Origin of the sequence: Vibrio sp. V23_P3S9T160 (assembly GCF_963886625.1) — a bacterium.
In the GTDB taxonomy this organism is placed as follows: Bacteria; Pseudomonadota; Gammaproteobacteria; order Enterobacterales; family Vibrionaceae; genus Vibrio; species Vibrio anguillarum.
Genome location: NZ_CAWPDB010000161.1, coordinates 1 through 19816, shown reverse-complemented (window position 1 = coordinate 19816; position 19816 = coordinate 1). Strand labels below are relative to the sequence as shown.

General features: G+C 46.2%; 20 protein-coding genes. 15 read left to right on the top strand and 5 right to left on the bottom strand.

Annotation, left to right across the window (positions count from 1 at the left end; genetic code table 11):
• Positions 1–267: 267 nt before the first annotated feature.
• Positions 268–1494: a DEAD/DEAH box helicase gene (locus tag AACU59_RS15245; RefSeq protein WP_094145061.1), complete on the bottom strand. Its 1227-nt coding sequence runs from the start codon at positions 1492–1494 to the stop codon at positions 268–270.
• 45 nt (positions 1495–1539) lie between these two features.
• A complete protein-coding gene (locus AACU59_RS15240) occupies positions 1540–2292 on the bottom strand; it encodes a UTRA domain-containing protein (protein ID WP_094145060.1) in 753 nt (250 codons plus the stop codon).
• A 212-nt stretch (positions 2293–2504) separates the two neighbouring features.
• Between AACU59_RS15240 and AACU59_RS15235 the strand changes: the two genes are divergently transcribed.
• From AACU59_RS15235 to AACU59_RS15180, 12 genes are all read left to right on the top strand, one after another.
• Complete coding sequence (locus tag AACU59_RS15235; RefSeq protein WP_094144629.1) at positions 2505–3566, top strand: ABC transporter substrate-binding protein; 1062 nt, start codon at positions 2505–2507, stop codon at positions 3564–3566.
• A gap of 9 nt (positions 3567–3575) precedes the next feature.
• Entirely contained in the window at positions 3576–4379 is an 804-nt protein-coding gene (locus tag AACU59_RS15230) for an alkaline phosphatase family protein (protein ID WP_094144628.1), read from the top strand.
• Complete coding sequence (locus tag AACU59_RS15225; RefSeq protein WP_176428506.1) at positions 4379–5278, top strand: ABC transporter permease; 900 nt, start codon at positions 4379–4381, stop codon at positions 5276–5278. Before AACU59_RS15230 ends, AACU59_RS15225 begins: the two co-directional genes overlap by 1 nt.
• A complete protein-coding gene (locus tag AACU59_RS15220) occupies positions 5265–6068 on the top strand; it encodes an ABC transporter permease (protein ID WP_010318639.1) in 804 nt (267 codons plus the stop codon). The genes AACU59_RS15225 and AACU59_RS15220 overlap by 14 nt, the downstream gene beginning before the upstream one ends.
• Positions 6065–7114 (top strand): ABC transporter ATP-binding protein, encoded by a 1050-nt coding sequence (locus AACU59_RS15215; protein ID WP_094144626.1) that lies wholly within the window; start codon positions 6065–6067, stop codon positions 7112–7114. Before AACU59_RS15220 ends, AACU59_RS15215 begins: the two co-directional genes overlap by 4 nt.
• Before the next feature lie 4 nt (positions 7115–7118).
• Positions 7119–7778: an HAD family hydrolase gene (locus AACU59_RS15210; RefSeq protein WP_094144625.1), complete on the top strand. Its 660-nt coding sequence runs from the start codon at positions 7119–7121 to the stop codon at positions 7776–7778.
• 91 nt (positions 7779–7869) lie between these two features.
• A complete protein-coding gene (locus AACU59_RS15205) occupies positions 7870–8832 on the top strand; it encodes an HlyD family secretion protein (protein WP_094144624.1) in 963 nt (320 codons plus the stop codon).
• Positions 8832–9758: an ABC transporter ATP-binding protein gene (locus AACU59_RS15200; protein WP_094144623.1), complete on the top strand. Its 927-nt coding sequence runs from the start codon at positions 8832–8834 to the stop codon at positions 9756–9758. Before AACU59_RS15205 ends, AACU59_RS15200 begins: the two co-directional genes overlap by 1 nt.
• Complete coding sequence (locus AACU59_RS15195) at positions 9755–10852, top strand: ABC transporter permease (RefSeq protein ID WP_094123901.1); 1098 nt, start codon at positions 9755–9757, stop codon at positions 10850–10852. The genes AACU59_RS15200 and AACU59_RS15195 overlap by 4 nt, the downstream gene beginning before the upstream one ends.
• A gap of 50 nt (positions 10853–10902) precedes the next feature.
• The gene (locus AACU59_RS15190; RefSeq protein WP_017049317.1) at positions 10903–11277 is read left to right on the top strand and encodes a rhodanese-like domain-containing protein; all 375 of its coding nucleotides are present in this window, start codon (positions 10903–10905) and stop codon (positions 11275–11277) included.
• A gap of 154 nt (positions 11278–11431) precedes the next feature.
• Positions 11432–12985 carry a cryptochrome/photolyase family protein gene (locus AACU59_RS15185; protein ID WP_094144622.1) on the top strand — a complete coding sequence of 518 codons (1554 nt, stop codon included), beginning with the start codon at positions 11432–11434 and terminating at the stop codon, positions 12983–12985.
• Positions 12986–13083: 98 nt separating this feature from the next.
• Positions 13084–13842: an EAL domain-containing protein gene (locus AACU59_RS15180; protein WP_202598828.1), complete on the top strand. Its 759-nt coding sequence runs from the start codon at positions 13084–13086 to the stop codon at positions 13840–13842.
• A gap of 33 nt (positions 13843–13875) precedes the next feature.
• On the opposite strand, the gene AACU59_RS15175 is transcribed toward AACU59_RS15180, so the two are convergent.
• A complete protein-coding gene (locus AACU59_RS15175; RefSeq protein WP_094144620.1) occupies positions 13876–14904 on the bottom strand; it encodes a VirK/YbjX family protein in 1029 nt (342 codons plus the stop codon).
• Between the two features lie 113 nt (positions 14905–15017).
• Here AACU59_RS15175 and slyA point away from each other — a divergent pair, with 113 nt between their 5' ends.
• The 3 genes from slyA to AACU59_RS15160 are packed head-to-tail and all read left to right on the top strand — an operon-like array spanning position 15018 to position 17609.
• Positions 15018–15500 (top strand): transcriptional regulator SlyA, encoded by a 483-nt coding sequence (slyA, locus tag AACU59_RS15170; protein ID WP_019283056.1) that lies wholly within the window; start codon positions 15018–15020, stop codon positions 15498–15500.
• Between the two features lie 6 nt (positions 15501–15506).
• Positions 15507–16562 (top strand): HlyD family secretion protein, encoded by a 1056-nt coding sequence (locus AACU59_RS15165; RefSeq protein WP_094144619.1) that lies wholly within the window; start codon positions 15507–15509, stop codon positions 16560–16562.
• Between the two features lie 12 nt (positions 16563–16574).
• Positions 16575–17609, top strand: coding sequence for a DUF2955 domain-containing protein (locus AACU59_RS15160; RefSeq protein ID WP_094144618.1), 1035 nt, complete (start codon positions 16575–16577; stop codon positions 17607–17609).
• Between the two features lie 46 nt (positions 17610–17655).
• Here AACU59_RS15160 and AACU59_RS15155 read toward each other — a convergent pair whose 3' ends face one another.
• The gene (locus tag AACU59_RS15155; RefSeq protein WP_094144617.1) at positions 17656–18891 is read right to left on the bottom strand and encodes a zinc-dependent metalloprotease family protein; all 1236 of its coding nucleotides are present in this window, start codon (positions 18889–18891) and stop codon (positions 17656–17658) included.
• A gap of 55 nt (positions 18892–18946) precedes the next feature.
• Positions 18947–19603: a hypothetical protein gene (locus tag AACU59_RS15150; RefSeq protein ID WP_094144616.1), complete on the bottom strand. Its 657-nt coding sequence runs from the start codon at positions 19601–19603 to the stop codon at positions 18947–18949.
• Positions 19604–19816: the final 213 nt, after the last annotated feature.

Genomic DNA, 19816 nt, shown 5'->3' with positions numbered 1-19816 from the left:
ATTATCCATAATTGTGTTAATAACATGGATTAAAGAATAATTATTATGAAAATGATTCTTTAATTGTGAATATAATCTCACAAAACTGAATACTAAATTTTATTAATTTAGTTCAATTATGATAGGTTGTTCACAATAAGCTTCTGAAAATTTACACATAAACTCGATTAATGTGCCATTTCAATCGTAATAAATGCATAAATTTCCTGAGTCACTTAGTTTCCTTACTCCATCAAAACGCACAATAGCATGCGTATATTGAGCTACTTAATGGCTTGTTTTCTGTTGAAACTGCTTCACGCTGCGCTTTTGAGCACTGCGGCGGTTGGCTTGCTTATCGCGCGGTTTGCGCTTCGGTTCACCGCTGGTCGGTTGGTCTGTCACTGGAAAATCGGTCAACGCCTGCAGCGGTAAAGCGCGCTGCGTTAAGCTGCGGATTGCCTCCAGCGCTTGGCTTTCACCATGGCAGACCAGTGAAATCGCCACACCACCTTGACCTGCACGCGCTGTGCGGCCAACGCGGTGAATATAAACTGGCGCACTAGGCGGTAAATCAAAATTGATCACCACTGGCAGCGCATCAATGTGAATACCGCGCGCCAGTAAATCAGTGGCCACCAGCACATCCACTTGATTCGCTTTGAAATCGGCTAACGTTTGCTCGCGAATGACTTGATCTTTCTCACCATGCAAAGCCGCCGCACGAATACCCGCTTTGAGCAATTTTTTCGCGACCGCATCGGCACTGTCACGCGCACTAATAAACACTAATACTTGCTGCCCAGCACGCTGCTTAATCAGAGCAATTAATGCTTGTGCTTTACTGCCCTTATTCACAAGGTAGAGCTGCTCTTCAATTTCTTCCACCACTTGATTGGCTTGATTCGCCTCTATCTTTACCGGATTATTTAACACGGCCAATGCCACCTGTTCGAGCTCAGCAGCGAGTGTGGCGGAAAACAACAACGTTTGTTTGGTTTGAGGCATAGCGCTGAGCAGGCGCTGCACATCCGGCCAAAAACCCATCTCTAACAGTCGGTCAGCTTCATCTAACACCAAACAGCGCACCGACTCCAATGTGATCAGTTGCTGTGTGAGTAAATCAAGCAAGCGACCCGGTGTCGCGACGATCAAAAGCGGTAATTTGGCCAACTGCGCAAGCTGCTCTTCTTGGGCCACCCCTCCACATAAAGTGCATAAGCCAATGCCCATTTTGCTTGCCACTGCATTCAGCTCTTGGCTGACTTGTTGTGCTAATTCACGGGTAGGGACAATGACAACAGATTGAATTTCAAGAGTATTAATTTCAATTTGTTGCAGCAAAGGCAAACCATAAGCTAACGTTTTACCACTTCCCGTTTGCGCTAAGGCGAGCACATCTTGCCCAGACAGTACGGCTGGAATAGCCAATTGTTGGATTTTGGTCGCCATGTGTCGCGACGCAGGCAGCGCTGCCATCAAAGAGGCGCTTAGGTTAAGATCAGAAAAATTCATAAACGACTAGCAAGGTGAAGAAGGTTGCGCTGAGTCTAAAGCTATTCACCCACCATCACAACTGTCGATGCTGATCAGCACTGACTCTGGCCGCCAGTACTCAAATTCGCAATCCATGATCTCGCCATCTTGTTTGTAATTGGCTCGGCAAATTTTCAGCACGGATTGGCCAGCAGCTAAGTTAAGGGCTTTTGCCACATGAAGAGGTGCAGCCGTAGGGATTACTTCAAAACGAGAACGCGTGGTGATGTAACCGTATTTTTGCTGATAGAGATGCGTTAACGAAGCGGTTAAATTTTCCTCTAATATCTTTGGAAACCACTGCGCAATCAGGCAGTTTTCGACAAACAGTACCGCTCGCCCGTCAATCGAGCGCAACCGTTCAATAATATGAATGGGCGTAATTCGGTCAATATCCATCGCTCTTGCATACTCACGAGAAGCCATCACGCTGCGTACCGCAACTAGCTTAGTTTCTGCGATTCGGTGCTGCTCGCGGATCATCTGGTGGAAGTGGCAACGCGATAGCGGGTTATAATGAATTCGCGCCGGAGAGACAAACCAACCACGCCGCTCTTCTCGGTAAATCAACCCTTCGGTTTCCAGTGAAACCAAAGCGTCTTTAATTGTAATGCGCGTTGTATTAAACAATTCACTCAATTCACGTTCAGATGGCAGTTTTTGTCTGTCACTCAGCATTCCGCTGCAAATTTGCTCACGAAGGGTGTTCTTAATGTTGCCAAGTTGGGTCTTTTCTAAAGGAGCATTTGCCACTGGCAAAGCGCTACGAAATCTCATGCGTGACCTAGTCCAATAGTGTACAGAGTGAATAAACGTCTTTTAGACTACTTAAGGCAGATAACAGATTTATGACAGACTAATTGATTGAATTTGAAATAAAAGTGCAATAGAAAATCATCAAAAATGTCAAATAACTACACCGAAAACGTCACAGTTCTTCCCTAGGATAAAAATCGAACTTACTGACCTAGTCCAGAAGGATAGCGACAATGAAAACCTTATTTACCCGCGCAACGACTGCCACAGCACTTGCGCTGACTCTTTCGACTTCGGCTTTTGCTAAAGAGGCTGATTTACAATCTTTGATCAACGCAGCGAAACAAGAAGGCCAAGTGTACAGCATTGGTATGCCCGGCAGTTGGGCTAACTGGCAAGATACGTGGAGCGATTTAGGTAAGATTTATGGCCTAAAACACCAAGATACGGATATGAGCTCAGCGCAAGAAATTGCCAAGTTTGAAGCCGAAAAGAAAAATGCGACCGCCGATATTGGTGATGTTGGCTTTGCGTTTGCTCGCGTGGCGGTGAAAAAAGGCGTAACTCAAGCGTACAAACCGAGCACTTGGAATGACATCCCTGACTGGGCCAAAGATAAAGATGGCCACTGGGCTCTAGCTTACACGGGCACCATTTCCTTTATCTCGAACAATAATCTAGTCAAGAATGCGCCAAAAACGTGGAACGATTTGCTCAAAGGCGATTACAAAATCAGTATTGGTAATGTCGGTGTTGCCGCGCAAGCAAATAATGCCGTACTAGCCGCTGCTTTTGCTCATGGTGGCAGTGAAAAGAACCTCGAACCGGCAATCGAATTTTTTGCCAAACTCGCCAAGCAAGGGCGCTTATCATTTACAGACCCAAGTATCGCTAACCTCGAAAAAGGTGAAGTTGAAGTGGCTGTATTGTGGGATTTCAACGCTCTAAGTTACCGTGACCAAATTGACCGTAACCGCTTTACCGTTAACATTCCGCAAGATGGTTCTGTAATTTCCGGCTACACCACCATCATCAATAAATACGCCAAAAACCCAAACGCGGCCAAGCTAGCACGTGAATACATCTTTAGCGATCAAGGCCAAATCAACCTTGCACAAGGCTATGCTCGCCCGATCCGCAGCAACGTTGCATTGCCTGCTGCGGTACAAAGCAAATTGATTGCTAACGATCAATACCAGAATGTGAGCCCAATTAGCGACTTTAATGCTTGGGAAAAATCAGCTCGTCAATTGCCACGTCAATGGCAAGAAAATGTCATTATCCACCAGCAGTAAGAGGTAACCATGAACAATAAGGTGATCCTTGTTGTTCTTGATGGACTCAATTATTCCGTAGCCCGTGATTGCATGGGCTACTTAAACGGCTTAATTGAGCAGCAAAGAGCAACCTTATACTCCCTACAATGTGAATTGCCTTCGCTATCGCGTCCTTTGTATGAATGTCTACTCACTGGCGTAAAGCCTGTCGAAAGCGGCATTGTTCATAACCACATTGTGCGCCTTTCACATTATCAATCCATCTTCAGTTTGGCAAAAGAGCAAGGGCTGACAACAGCCGCAGCGGCGTATCATTGGGTCAGCGAGCTCTATAACCGCGCGCCTTTTGATGCAACGCGCGACCGTTTTACCTGCGATAAAGCACTCAATATTCAGCATGGCTGTTTTTATCACTGGGATCACTATCCCGATGAGGCACTGTTTTTAGACGCCGAGCACTTACGTCGCACTCACCAACCTGATTTTTTACTGATCCACCCAATGAATATCGATGATGCAGGGCACAAGTTTGGCCTTGATTCAGGCCAATATCGTAATAGTGCACGCATGGCCGATGCGCTACTGTCCCACTTTTTAGAAACTTGGCTAAGCGATGGCTACCAAGTGATGGTGACCAGTGATCACGGCATGAACAATGACAAGTCACACGGCGGAATATTAACCGAAGAGCGCAACGTCCCGCTGTTTGTATTGGGCGATCAATTTTCGCACCAAGCTTGTGAGATCAAACAAACTGAGCTCTGCGGCCTGTGCTGCCAACTGCTCAATCTTGATCACAATAAGCCCTTTTCTGCGGGGTGCTTAGCATGATCAGTAGTCAAGTTATCACCAAGCCTAGCGCCGTGCTCATCCAATCAACGCACTGGGCACGCAAACTCAAACCTGCGTTATGGCTTACTCCTTTTGCGCTGTTTTTCTACTTATTTCAGCTCGCCCCCATGCTGTGGGTTCTGTTCAACAGCTTTATCTCTGACGATCAATGGTCACTGGACCATTATCGCGAAATCTTCAGCTCATCCTTTATTTTGCAAGGGTTAGGCAACAGTTTGTGGCTCGCCATATGGTCCAGCGTTGCGGGCCTTACGATTGCGGCAATGTTGGTCGCCTCCTTACGCCGAGTCGATGGCAAGCTGCGTGATGGTGTGATCGCCTTTACCAATATGAGCAGTAATTTTGCGGGCGTCCCTTTGGCATTCGCTTTCATTATTATTCTTGGGGTCAACGGCGCACTGACTTTGCTGCTAAAGCAATACGGTTTGATTGAAGAGTTCAACCTGTATGGCAAATGGGGGCTGCTGGCGATGTATATCTACTTTCAGATCCCTCTTGGCGTGCTGCTGCTCTATCCTGCATTTGATGCGCTCAGTGATGACTGGCAAGCGGCGGCGTCTACTCTGGGCGCCAACGGATGGCAATATTGGCAGAAAATCGCCTTGCCTGTGCTTTCACCAGCCCTACTCGGTACCTTGATTATCCTAATCGCCAATGCGATGGGCGCGTATGCCAGCGTCTACGCACTCACATCCGGCAACTACAACGTCATTACGGTACGCATTGCCAGTTTAGTGGCGGGAGATCTGTTCTTAGAGCCCAATTTAGCCGCCGCCATTTCCGTGGTATTGATGCTAATTTTAGCCTTCATTACTGTGATCAATCAGTGGCTAATTGCGAAAAGCTATAGCGCAAGGAACACCCATGCAAAACGCTAATCCTACCCTTGATAAAATCACCTTTCATAAAAGTGTGGTCTATTCCATCGTGGGAGTGATGTTGCTGCCCATTTTGGCCACCTTGGTTTATTCCTTTTCTTCACGCTGGGGCGCAACGATTTTACCCGATGGCTTCACCTTTGACTGGTATCTCAAACTGCTGACCGACCCTCGCTTTCTCGATGCATTTGGCCGCTCATTGCTGATTGGCATCGCTTCTCTGACACTCAGCGCGGTTTTGATTATTCCGGCGATCTTCGTGGTGTTTTACTATTTCCCTCGTCTCGATAAAGTAATGAACCTGCTGATTTTAATTCCTTTTGCGGTACCGCCTGTGGTCTCTTCAGTTGGATTACTGCAACTGTACGCCGATAGCCAATTTCCAATTGTGGGTACACCTTGGATTTTGATTGGCACTTATTTCACCATTGCGCTGCCGTTTATGTACCGTGCAATTGCCAACAGTTTTGAGGCGATCCATCTACACGATCTCATGGACGCCGCGCACCTGCTCGGCGCAAGCACCAGCCGTGCTTTTTTACTGATCGTACTGCCAAACATTAGAAAAGGGTTGATGGCTTCGCTGTTTCTATCCTTCTCTTTTCTACTTGGCGAGTTTGTATTTGCGAACATTCTGGTCGGCACGCGCTATGAAACCTTGCAGATTTATCTCTACAACATGCGTCAGACTAGTGGTCACTTCACCTCCGCGTTAGTGATGACTTACTTCCTATTTATCTTTTTACTGACTTGGCTCGCCAGTCGTTTTAGCCGAGGATCCACTCAATGAATTCCACGACCCACACAACCTCTCGTTCTGATTACGTCCACGTCGCCAACCTCACCAAACGTTTTGGCAACAATACCGTTTTTGAAGGGATTGAGTTTTCCATTGAGCAAGGGGAATTTGTCACGCTACTTGGTCCGAGCGGTTGCGGGAAATCGACCTTATTGCGCAGTTTGGCTGGCTTAAATCCCGTCGATGACGGCGAAATTTGGGTCAACGGTGAAAACATCACTAACCAAACACCACAGCAACGCGGCATTGGCATGGTGTTTCAATCCTACGCTCTGTTTCCGAATATGACGGTGGCTGAAAACATCGCCTTTGGCCTCAAAATGCAAGGGCAAGACAGAGCTTACATCGCGCGCGAAGTACAAAAAGTGGTCGAACTGGTTTCGCTGATAGGGAAAGAAAAACACTATCCCAACCAGCTCTCGGGTGGACAGCGCCAACGCGTCGCTTTAGCTCGCGCCTTAGTGGTCAAACCGCGTATTTTGCTACTTGATGAGCCCCTTTCAGCACTGGATGCCAAAATTCGCAAACACTTGCGCCAGCAGATCCGTGATATTCAAAAAGAGCTCAATCTCACCACCGTATTTGTAACCCATGATCAAGAAGAGGCGATGATTCTCTCTGATCGTATTTTTTTAATGCACCAAGGTGAAATCGTTCAGCAAGGCTCCCCAGAAAGCATTTATACTCAGCCAGCCAATGAGTTTGTGGCCGGTTTTATGGGCCATTACAATTTAGTAGAGGCGGCCACCGCCAAGCAGTTATTTAACATAGACACGGCTTGGAAAGTGGCTATTCGCCCCGAATCCATCTACGTCAAGGAAGCTGGGCGGAGCTATGGTGCCCATGTTTCTGCGCCGCAACATGGCACCATCAAGCATCACCAATTACTGGGTAATGTCATTCGCTACCATGTGGATGTGGGAGGCTGCGAGCTCACGGTCGATTTACTCAATCGTTCGTCAGAGCGATTATTTGCTACTGGCAGTCAGCTAGAATTACTGTTTAACCTTAACGAAATACAACCTGTGAGAGCCTAAATAGATGCCGACACCTCTATACGTTTTTGATATGGACGACACATTGATTGACGGCGACTGCGCAATGATTTGGAGCGAATATTTGGCCGATAAGGGCATAGCGAGCGACCCTGATTTTGTCGCGCAGGATAGACTGATCATGTCACGCTATGCCAGCGGTGAAATGGACATGGAAGATTACCTCGATTTTGCAATGCAACCGTTGCTCACCCTCCCCACAGAGCAAGTCCAGCGCTTGGCGGACGATTGTGTCGCTACACGCATCGTACCTAGGCTATTTCCTCAAGCCAAAGCACTCATTAAACAGTTAACGGACGAGCGTATCCAAATGCTCATTATTTCGGCGTCGGTCAGTTTTTTGGTTAAAGCTGTCGCCCGTAAAATAGACGTTGCAGAGGCGATGGGTATTGATATGGTTATAGAAAACAACCATTACACCACGCATATTTTGGGAACCCCCACCTACCGAGAGGGAAAAGTCACTCGCTTAAATGAATGGCTAGCTGAGCGCCCGCAATACGTGGGTCAAGTGCATTTTTTCACTGACTCGATCAATGATTTACCTTTGTGTCTACACGCCGATTTCACCTATTTGGTCAACCCATGCACGCGTCTCATCCAATACGCGCAGCCCCAACAATGGCCGATATTAAAGTGGGGCTAATCACATCCTCTACTTTTGATGAATCATGTAACTTGAGGCGCTGGCGGTAAACTTCTAGTATGAAGACAATAAGTTAACCGAGCCTCTCGCCATGAGCATGAAACATCGCATTGCCTTTATCTCTCTTTTACTGTCAACTCTCAATGCTTGCTCGCCGGAAAATAGCGCGCAAGCATTGGGCACTTTAGAACGAGACCGCATCACTTTTTCCGCCACCGCCAATGAGATCATTCGCGCGCTTCCTGTCGCGGAAGGCAGCGCAGTGCATGCTGGCGAAGTATTGGTTCGACTGGATACCAGAAATCAGCAGGCGGTGCTGGCCCATGCACTCGCAGAGGCGGCCAAAGCGCAAGCGTATTTGCTCAAACTGAGTAATGGTGAACGCCAAGAAGACACGGCGGCCGCACAAGCCAAAGTCAATCGCGCGCAAGCCAAACTGACAGAGGCGTTGCAAAACTTCAAACGTGTGGAAGAACTGGTTGGTAAAAAGCTCCTCAGCCAATCAGAAAAAGACAGCGCCACCGCCACGCGTGATGCCGCTCGCGCCGAACTCGATTCTGCAAAAGAAGAGTTTGCTAAGCTAACCGCTGGTACTCGCCCTGAAGATATCGAACAAGCCCAAGCGGCGCTGACCGCCGCCAAAGCCGACGTCTCACTGCAACAGCAAAAGCTCGACGAGTTAACCATTGTCGCCACCCGCGATGGAATTTTGGATAACCTCCCATACAACTTGGGTGAGCGCGTTCCAAGCAACGGCATTGTCGCCATCATCCAAGCCAGCCACATCCCTTATGCTCGCGTCTACGTTCCCGCACCACACCGTTTAGCTGTCGTGCCGGGCGCACAATTTCCAGTGCATATCGACGGTATAAAAGAGCCGTTGCAAGGCACAGTGCGTTGGGTGGCAACGGAACCCTCTTTCACGCCTTACTACGCACTGACCGAAAATGAACGCGCCCGCTTAATGTATCTAGCCGAAGTGGATCTGCCCGAATCCGCGCAATCGCTCCCTTCTGGCATTCCAGCGCAAGTCGATTTAGCGAGGCAAAAATAGTGACTGAACTCGCCATTCACGCCCGTAATGTGGTCAAAAAATTTGGTGATTTCACTGCGATTGAAGGCATCAATCTGAGTGTCCCCAAAGGAACCATTTACGGTTTTCTCGGCCCAAATGGTTGTGGCAAATCGACCACAATTCGCGTACTCACGGGTTTATTAAGCCCTACCTCCGGCAGTGTTGATGTGCTGGGGTTAGCGATCCCAAAACAATCCGAGCAATTGCGCCTAAAAATTGGTTATATGACGCAAAAATTTTCGTTATACGATGATTTGACCGTAGAGGAAAACCTACAATTTATTGGGCAAATTTTTGGTATGCCGCGCAAAGCATTGGCACAACGGCTCAATGAACAGTTGTGCACTTATGGGCTTGATCAGCGCCGAAAACAACGCGTAAGTGGGATGAGTGGCGGCCAAAAGCAGCGCTTGTCACTAGCAGCCGCCACGATGCATAAACCTGAACTGCTGTTTTTGGATGAACCAACGTCGGCGGTCGATCCTGAAAATAGACGGGAATTTTGGGAACAATTGTTCGATCTTTCAGACCAAGGCACCACCATTTTGATCACCACTCACTACATGGATGAAGCGGAACGCTGCCACCGTTTAGCCATCATGGAATCGGGTTTAATCCGTGCAGATGGTGAGCCAGAAACCTTAATGAACACGATGGGCGTCAACATTGTCGAAGTCCGATCCCATAATTTGCGCCAATTAAAAGAAAAAGTCATGGCTCGGGCGGAGGTTCGCTCTGCTGCGCAACTTGGCATCCGCTTGCGGATCCTTATTCATCAACAAATCACACAACCTATCGCGTGGCTAAAAACAACCTTCCCTGAACTGGCTGAAGCTGAGATGAATCTAGCTCGCCCAAGTTTGGAAGATGTCTTTGTCACTGTGACTGGCAAGGGGCGTCAATGAAAGCACTGTTTCGAATGAAAGCGGTGATGGTGAAAGAGATACGCCAACTCTCGCGAGACAGAATTACGTTTGGCATGGTAGTGATGATCCCACTGATCCAGCTGTTGCTATTTGGCTTTGCCATCAATACTGACGTACGCAATATTCCGATCGCCATCGTTGATCAAAGTGAAAGTACCCTCGGACGGTTAATTGTAGAGTCAGTCAAAGCCACACAGGTTGTGAGCGTCAAACACACTTTTGCCACAGCAGAGCAAGCTGAACATGCAATTGAACAAGGTAACGTGAGAGCAGCGCTGATCCTGCCAAAAGATCTCACCCAGCGCGCGGTGCAAAATCGCGTGTTAGGCCAGTGGATTGTTGATGGCTCCGATACGATGATCAGTGCCTCCATTTTAGGTCTGCAATCCATGCCGCTGACCGATTTTGATTTTGACATTCGTCCAGCTACCGTCAAAACCTTTGAAGTCACGCTGTTTTATAACCCCACTCGCCGCTCTGCGGTTAATATCGTGCCCGGTTTATTGGGGGTCATTTTAACCATGACGATGATCCTCTTCACCAGTGCCGCGATTGTGCGAGAAAAAGAGCGCGGCAATTTAGAACTGCTGATCACAACGCCAATTCACTCTATTGAGCTTATGGTCGCCAAAATTGTGCCCTATATTTTTGTCGGATTAATTCAGGTCTTCATCATCTTGGGCTTAGGGCATTTTATTTTTGACGTGCCCATTAATGGTGCGATCAGCCAAATTCTCTTCGGTACTTTGCTGTTTATCGCCGCCAGTTTGACCTTAGGTTTGGTGATTTCAACCATTGCTTCCACTCAACTGCAAGCCATGCAAATGACTGTTTTTATTTTACTGCCTTCGATTTTACTTTCTGGATTTATGTTTCCCTACGAAGGCATGCCAGTCGCAGCGCAGTGGATTTCTGAAGCGTTGCCCGCGACCCACTTTATGCGCATGATCCGCGGGATTGTGTTGCGCGGTGCTAACCTCATGGATCTATGGCGAGATGCATTATGGATGTTAAGCTTTACCGTCGGTGGGATTATCGTCGCGTCGTTGAGATTTAAGAAATCCCTTGATTAACGCCATTCACATTTGAAGGCTAATTTTTAAGCCAAAAGAAGGAAACTAACATGTTAAAGTCACTGATGACCAAAGCGTTATTGTGTGTAGGCCTGATCTCCAATACCTCAGATGCATTGGCATCAGAGCGCTCAACGATAGCATGGCAATGGATTGAAAATGGCGCGCTTTTAGTCGATGTTCGAACCGCAGCAGAATTCGCAGCGGGCCATATTGAAGGTGCGTTAAACTACCCACTTGATACTGTTAGCAGTGCTTTTTCTCACATCGATAAACAACAACCGATTGTGGTTTACTGCCGCAGCGGCAATCGATCGGGCCAAGCCATGGCCTATTTACTCGAGCAAGGGTTTACTCAAGTACATAACGGCGGCGGTTTAGAGGAAATGATCATTCATCCTTCGGCAATAAAGCCGCTCAATTGATGTTAACCTACTTACATTCACGTTATCGCTCTGTTTGTTTTTAATTGGCTCTCAAAGCGCAACAGAAAGACAGCGCTTGTTATTCGGCAACAATGATCGATTTTTTGATTGGAACGTAGAAGATGTTCGGTAACCAATCTCAACGGTATACAGCATGCAAACGTACAAAACCTTACGCTTGATCCTAGGCGATCAGCTCAATATCAAGCACTCTTGGTTTAACAAAACGGATGATTCCGTACTGTACGTGATAGCTGAACTTAAACAAGAAACAGGCTATGTAAAACATCACATTCAAAAAATCTGCGCCTTTTTTGCCGCGATGGAAGCTTTTGCCGAATTATTGCAAAGTGAGGGACACCAGGTTCTCTACTTGACCCTTGATGAAACTGCCGATTATTTGCAGCTACCATCATTGATTAGTGATCTGTGTCATCAGATCAACGCAGAATACTTTCACTATCAGCGACCTGACGAATACCGAGTTTGGCAACAGTTGCAGGAGTTAAACCTCTCTCATGCACAAGTGACTTGTTTTGATACTGAACACTTTTTATTGCCTTTTGACGAGATCACTCAGCATTTTAACACCGACAAAACCACTATTATGGAGCCGTTTTATCGCAAAATGCGTAAGCGATTCGGTATTCTTCTGCAAGATGATCATCAAACGCCTTTGGGTGGGCGTTGGAATTTTGATCACCAAAATCGCAATAAGCTCAGCGTGCAAGACATAGAAAACCTACCCAAACCACTTAGCTTTCAAAACAATGTCAGTGCAATTTATAACCGTTTACAGCATCATAATATTCACGTTTTCGGCCTGTATACTCCTTCATTGTTATGGCCGATTAACCGCTCACAAGCACTGTCATTATTGGCCCACTTTTGTCAGTACGGCTTGCCGCTGTTTGGTCGCTTTCAAGATGCAATGACGGCAAAGAGCCCACATCGTTGGAGTCTCTACCATAGCCGGCTCTCTTTTGCACTCAACTGCAAACTGCTATCGCCTACAGAAGTCATTCAAAGTGCACTCATGCGATTTGAGAATGACAATACGATGGATTTAGCACAAATCGAAGGATTCATTAGGCAAATTTTGGGCTGGCGTGAGTACATTCGAGGCATTTATTGGGCGAACATGCCCCAATACGCCAAGCACAACGCCCTTGACGCTCAACGACCTCTTCCTCACTATTATTGGACAGGGGATACTCGTATGCATTGTGTTAAACAAGCCGTAACTCAATCACTGGAATTTTCCTACGCACATCATATCCAACGTTTGATGATCACGGGTAATTTTGCACTCCTATCAGGTTGCGAGCCGGATGAGGTGGATGACTGGTACTTAGGTATTTATATTGATGCATTGCAATGGGTAGAAATGCCCAATACCCGAGGTATGGCTCTGTTTGCTGATGGGGGAATTGTTGCTACCAAGCCTTATGCCGCAAGCGGCTCTTACATCAATAAAATGAGTGATTACTGCAAAGATTGTCACTACCAAGTAAAGAGCCGTAGTGGTCTAAATTCATGTCCATTCAATAGTTTATATTGGCAGTTCATGCTCACTCATCGTGAACGGTTAGCCAAAAATCCAAGGATAGGCATGATTTATAAAAATTGGGATAACACTGAAAACGCCACTCAACAAGCAATCTTAGATCAAGCTCAATACTATCTACACTATATTGAAGAGCTGTAGCTCGTCGGCTTACTGGTCACGTTTTTATTTATGCAATTTGGTGAGCACGCTGCAAGTAACTATAATCATGCTATTCGATTAAATATCAGTGAGTGATTATGCAACAACAGCAAGTCCATATGGACCAACGTATTTGCCAGCAATGCTCAGAAAAACAAAACTTGCCTTTTGACTTCACCATGGCTTTCCAACCCATAGTGAACGTTGCAGATAACACCATCTTTGGCTACGAAGCACTCGTACGAGGTCTGAATAATGAATCGGCTTACTCCATCATTGAACAAGTCAGTGATGACAACCGATACCGCTTTGACCAACTTTGTCGAATCAAAGCGATTAAACTCGCGGCTAAACTAAAACTGTCAGGTATTTTGAGCATTAATTTTTTACCTAATGCCGTTTACCAACCAGAACGTTGTATCCGCACCACATTAGAGGCAGCAAAGCAGTTCGGTTTCCCGACAGAACGGATCATGTTTGAATTTACTGAGGTGGAAAAAATCGTAGACACAGCGCACATAAAACGGATCGTCGCTTATTACTCCAACCTAGGATTTACTACCGCGATTGATGATTTCGGTGCAGGCTACGCCGGGCTTGGGCTATTGGTTAACTTCCAAACTAAAATAGTAAAATTAGATATGTCACTGCTGCGTAATATCGATCAAGACATCACGAAGCAAGCAATCGTCCGTCATACTGCCGCAATGCTCATTGAGCTAGGGATTTGTCCACTCGCTGAAGGTATTGAAACTCAACAAGAAATGTTATGGCTAAAACGACTCGGCATTGAACTCATGCAAGGCTACTATTTTGCGAAACCTGAGTTTGAAACGTTGCCTACAGTGACGTTTTGAACCATAACATCAGCCTCTAATTTTGTGGAGCTATCAAACCACGAAATGCTTGGGCATAAGTTTCAACTTTTCAATACGGCCCGACATGGCTGTTTCCACCTCGGCTAACCACTCATAACGTTTAGTGTATAGACGGCGTTTATTGCGATTTAGCGTCTCAACACCTTTACGGTTTGGCGTGGTTGGCAAACGGTACAAATATTTACTCATTTTCTCTGCTTCGTACTCTGTCCACAGTTCATCGTAATCAAAGCTTACTGATTTGCGCTTTGAGCCAATATAACGCAACGCTTGATACATATGGCCGCGGTTAGAAATCGCATACAGGTTCTCAACCCCTAAAATACGCGCTAGCGTCATGATCATTTCAACCATCAGTGCTTTGGTTCTTAAACCGTGAGTCGTGCGCGTCAAATCTTTAATGATTTGATTACGATCGGTCACACCACTGCTTGGACCTTGTAGTGAACCAATGTAAATACTGCGCCCTTGATCAGAAACATTGAAACTGATCGAGTAAATTTTCTGCCCTTTTTCATCCGTCAGTTGCAGCCCCAACGAGCCTTCTCTTATCTCTCCACTGCACAGGCTTAATGAATAACTCGCCCCATTTTTGTCGTAAAAATCAAAAATAGAGAAGCCTGATTCTGAGAAAAACTTCGCAGCATTAAAGCCAAACTGTTCAACTAAGTAGATAAAATGTTGATTAATGTGCCATGTACGCTCTTTGGCAGACCAATTGACGCAGAGATAAGGTTTTAATGGTTTTTCCAAAAACTGTGGGCATTGCTTCAATACCTCCGCTAACTCGGAGCACGAAAACAGCCTCAGCATACTTTTTAGAGCATAGGCATTGGTCACGCCCCATAAACAAAAACGGATATTCTTCCTGATTTTAGACCAGCCTTTGGTATTGGGGTAAATCGTTTCGGAGAGTTCAGACAGGCTAAACAGGTAGTCGAGTTTATTTTCAATTATCATAGTATGGACCAGAATTTCAACAGCTAGGACAGCCTCAAACATTGGGGAGTCGCTCATTGAAAATAATGTACAGTGTTTCATTGAGGGGTACTGTCCTGAGTTTGTATGAAAATGTCAGCCTTCGTCATTAGCTATTTACTTAGCGCGCTAACTAAATTATATTACTTAGCACGCTAAGTAATATGTGACTCGTTATGATTGAAAACACGCACACCCTGAAAGAATTATCACTCGCTGAGCAGTTTGCTCGTCTCTCACGCTTATGGAAAATGGTGGCGGACCGAGAACTCTCACCCTTGGGCCTTACCCATCCTCGTTGGACCGCATTGTGGAAATTACAGCGTCTCGGTGACAACGTCAGTCAAAAAACCTTAGCCGAAGCGTTAGAAATAGAACTGGCTTCTTTAATGCGAACTTTAAAGCAGCTCGAAGAACAATCGCTGATCGAACGTCACTGCTGTCACAACGATAAGCGTGCTCGAATCGTCAGTTTGACGAGTAACGGGCGTGCTCTTATCAAGCAGATGGAAACCCGTATTTTGCAAGTTCGCCAAAACTTACTGGGTAATATTGACGATCAACAATTGCACCAACTGACTCTTACGCTCGAACAAATCTCACACAACGCTCTAGATACGCTCAGCAAACCGATAGCAACACCTTCAAAGGAACAATAATTACTTATGACACCTGATCAAAAATTTGCACTTTGGATCAAATATTCCATCGTCGCTTTTGTGGCGCTCTTTGCCTATTTTTTGGTGGCCGATTTGGCTATGCCTTTAACACCGCAAGCCATGGCAACGCGGACTGTGACCAAAATATCTCCCCGAGTTAATGGTCAAATCAGTGATGTTTTTGTCACTAATAATCAAATCGTACACAAGGGTGAAGTACTTTTCACCATCGACCCACAACCCTATCAACTGGCGGTAGAGCAGGCCCAACTCAATTATGAACGTGCGGTACAAGGTAATGCTCAATTGGATGCATCGATTGCAGCCGCAGAAGCTAATGTCACGGCAAGCCGTATCGTTGCCGATCAAAAGTTGCGCGAAGCTAACCGATTAAACACTCTGTTTGCACGCAATGGGACTTCTCAGCAACTTAAAGACGATGCACAAAGTGGCGCTACCGCCGCGAAAGCCAATTTGGTTGCAGCGCAAGCTCACCTGCAAGAATTGCACGTCAGTCGAGGTAATAGTGACGAGAGTAACGTCAGCATTCGCGCCGCTTTGAACCAATTGGCGCAAGCCAAGCTAAACCTTGCCTACACACAAACGCTAGCAGAGCAAGATGGTGTCATTACCAACTTACAGCTTGAAACGGGCACCTACGCCGCAGCAGGTATGCCGTTAGTTGCATTGGTGGCGACGGATGTAGACGTGATTGCTGATTTTAGAGAAAAAAGCTTACGCCATTTCCCAGACAATAGCCGCGCCCTAGTTGCTTTTGATAGCAAACCCGGCGAAGTCTTTACCGCGCGTATTCGTAGCCTGGATGCTGGGGTAAGCACTGGTCAGTTTGATGCGAATGGGCGTTTAGCCACTCCAACAGAATCTAATCGCTGGGTGCGTGATGCACAACGCATGCGTGTGCACCTTTCGCTCGATGAAACGATGTCAACATTGCCTTCCGGTGCTCGTGCGACGGTACAGTTGCTACCAGAAAGTGGCCCGTTTGCTTGGCTGGCAAAAATGCAAATTCAGTTTCTGAGCACTCTGCACTACGTCTATTAAGCGGAGTAAAAAATGCGACTTTGGGATCATCCATTATCTGAAAATGACTTTCGCCAATGCGTCAGAATAGCAACAGGTGCGACACTTGGTTTTACCTTTTGTAAACTACTGGGTTGGAACTACGGGGTATTTTTTACCGTAACGCCGATGCTGTTACTGGGCATGGTGCCCGTCATGAATGCGCACGCCGCAAAGCAACTGCTCGCTTCCGCCGTCGTTTGTGGCTTAGAAGTAGCCATTCTCGGGGGGCTGTTTGGCGCTCATCCGGCACTGATGACGATGATGGCTTTCGTATTGTTTCTCTACAAATTTGCTTGTATGTCGAAAGGCAGCTTATTCTTGTTTGGAGCGAACAGCGTATTGAGCTTGAGCATCATGCTGCACTTTGCAAGCTACCCCACAACTGATCTTAACGATCTGATTACCAGCAACTTTATCGCGAATTTGCTTTCGGTAATGGTCGCTTATCTGGTGACATTCTGTATTCCCGACGTACAGAAAAGGCAACCTCCCGCTCATGCAAGCGTGCCCAAAGAGTCACATCGTATGCGTCATGAAGCGCTCATGGGCGCAACCATTGCCACACTCTCTTTCGTTGTGTTTCAAATATTCGATCTGCAAGATTCAATGTCCGCGCAAGCCACAACCTTGTTACTACTTTTCCCGATGCATTGGAACGGAGCACTAGGCTACGCACGCAAACGCGCGATGGGTACTCTGCTTGGTGTCACTTTCGGTATTGCGGTCCAACTGCTGCTCTACGATTGGTCAGGTCAGCTTTTATTTGTTATTCCGCTGCTGTGGATAGGTGCGATGCTCTTTAGCTACTGGCATGTAAAAGAATCCAGCGGTTCAGGGGTCGGCTTTGGCTCATTGACTACCTTGGGGATCTTGTTTGGTCAATATTTGACGCCGGGCAATGATTTAATTTTCAGTGCCCTGTACCGAGTCGGCAGTATTTTGTTTGCTATTGTCGCCACATTACTTACAACCTATGTGATCCATCGATTGCTGAATCAATTCAAAGCCACCCAATTTGGCCAGTAATTAAAAACCCTGCACATAGGTGCAGGGTCAACATCACAGCAAACCTTTATTCAAAGGATAAGCGTGCCGAATTTAATACACCCGTTAAACCTTGATAGTGATCCGCCACGACTAAACGCCACTGGCCTTGCACGTTCATTTGTTGCATTCCGCTGAGTGTAAAGCGAACACGATAAGCCGTGTTGCGATCATACTGGTTATACGATTTTAAGTTCCAATAGCCACCATCAGGTGCATACAACTTGACTGAAACATCACCCACAAATGGGTGTTCAATATCAAGTTGAATAGTGGCCGTTTCCGCATTTCCTTGATAAGTGACATTAATCGGGAGTGCTAACTCTCCTTGTGCATGATCGGGAATGGCAAAAGGCCCTTGTAAATCATAGATGGCTTGTTGGGGTGAAGTCGGCTCAGTGGGTGACGTTCCTCCGTCATTACTCCCATCTGGACGTGCATAAATCGCCGCAATGTGTGGCGCGCTCAGGCCAATCGCTCGCACCGAGTTCGCGTAGTCAGTGACACCACATGCTTGACCTTTACACACTTTGCTTGGGTTAGAGAATGTGTAAGAACGGCTATGAATACCAAATAAGAAACCATAGGCCATGGTCGTCGCAAATTGGCCTTGAACCCCATAACCATACGCATCTTGCTCTGTACCATTTGAAAGATGGGGTTCGCCATTGTACTGTTCATGAGCATGGTTCAAACCCAAATTGTGGCCTAATTCATGAATAAACGTATCATCGCCACACTCATTCAAATAGCTATGACTGTACATTCTAGATTGCGCATAACGCGCACTATTGTTCCAATACGCGGCAGGGATTATCCATGCTAGACCACAGCTCAGCATGTAAGTACCATTGCCTTTATCTTCATAATCAGGAGAATTTTTAATATCCAGATTACGAAACAGCGCCACCATATCCGCGCCAACCTGCTTACGATATTGCTCAATATCGGCAAACGCCGGATCTTGTTTATTGCCGGGAGTAGTCGCATCAAGCGCCTGCTCTTGCGATTTTTTCAGCCCTCTTTGCGTATCGTATTTTACTTCTTTCGTGCCAATTAAGTTGACTTTGATGTCCAGACCACTTTGACGCAGAATTTCATTTCCCACGTTAAATCGGTGCTGGATTTGAGCCACGTGATCTTGCTGAAACCACTCAGCCGTGCCGGGTGTATAAACACCTAGAATATCAATTTCAGTGGTTGCACTACTCGGTAACGCATGTGTTGCTAACACCACGGCTAATGCCAATGACGCTATTTTCATAGAAAACTCCTACATTATTTATTTTATTAACACACAAAGCCGTGCGTTTTAGGTATCAATGGCTGGTCGAGGTTTCGTCATAGCCATGATTGGGTGGCACTCGGTAAACCCACGCTTCACTGCCGATGCCTTCAAGCTTGACTTGACCACTAGGGTGGCCAATAAAACCGAGCATTGCCGTTTTACCGAATGTAAATGTGGCCGGGTAAACTTCCCCATCGAGTTCAAACTGCCCAGACCAAGTCCGGACGCCTTCATTCTGAATTTCTGATGAAGTGACTTGGATATTGACTGGCTGGTTATCAGGCATAGTGACCGTGACAGCATCGCCCGTTGCCAGAACTCGGAATTGTTCAATATTTTCGATTTCGATCGCTTTGATTTCCGTCACTGCATCACTTTTCGGCCTAATGGCTTGCAACGCTGGGCTTGGGTTGATGTCGTGCCATACTTCATCAACGGTTTGCGCCGCAAGCATGCGCTCTTCAGTGATAGGCTCTGAATTCAGAGCAGAACGAGCATCTCCAGCGCTCGATGCATCTTCTCGTGGTGGCTTCATCAGCTGACGCTCATCAGCAACTGTTGCGGCTTTAAAATCAGTATCCTCGTTATTATTCGGTGCTTTTTGAGCAGGCACTAATGTTAATGAACTATGGCTAATGTAATATTTACCAACAATGAGACCGAATATTACCAATAACAAAATGGTCATTATCTTAACTTTCAAACTTTATATCTCCGACAATTAGACGTGGCATATATATAGATACATAAGATGTATGAATACAATTAAATAACGTGATCTTAAGTCAATAAAGTTAAGGTTAAATATAATCAAACTTTATAGATTTGAATGATGATCTAATTTTCAAAAAAATGAATGCAATGCGCTAAATAAAATATCAAGCCAAAAGAAAAACAATAA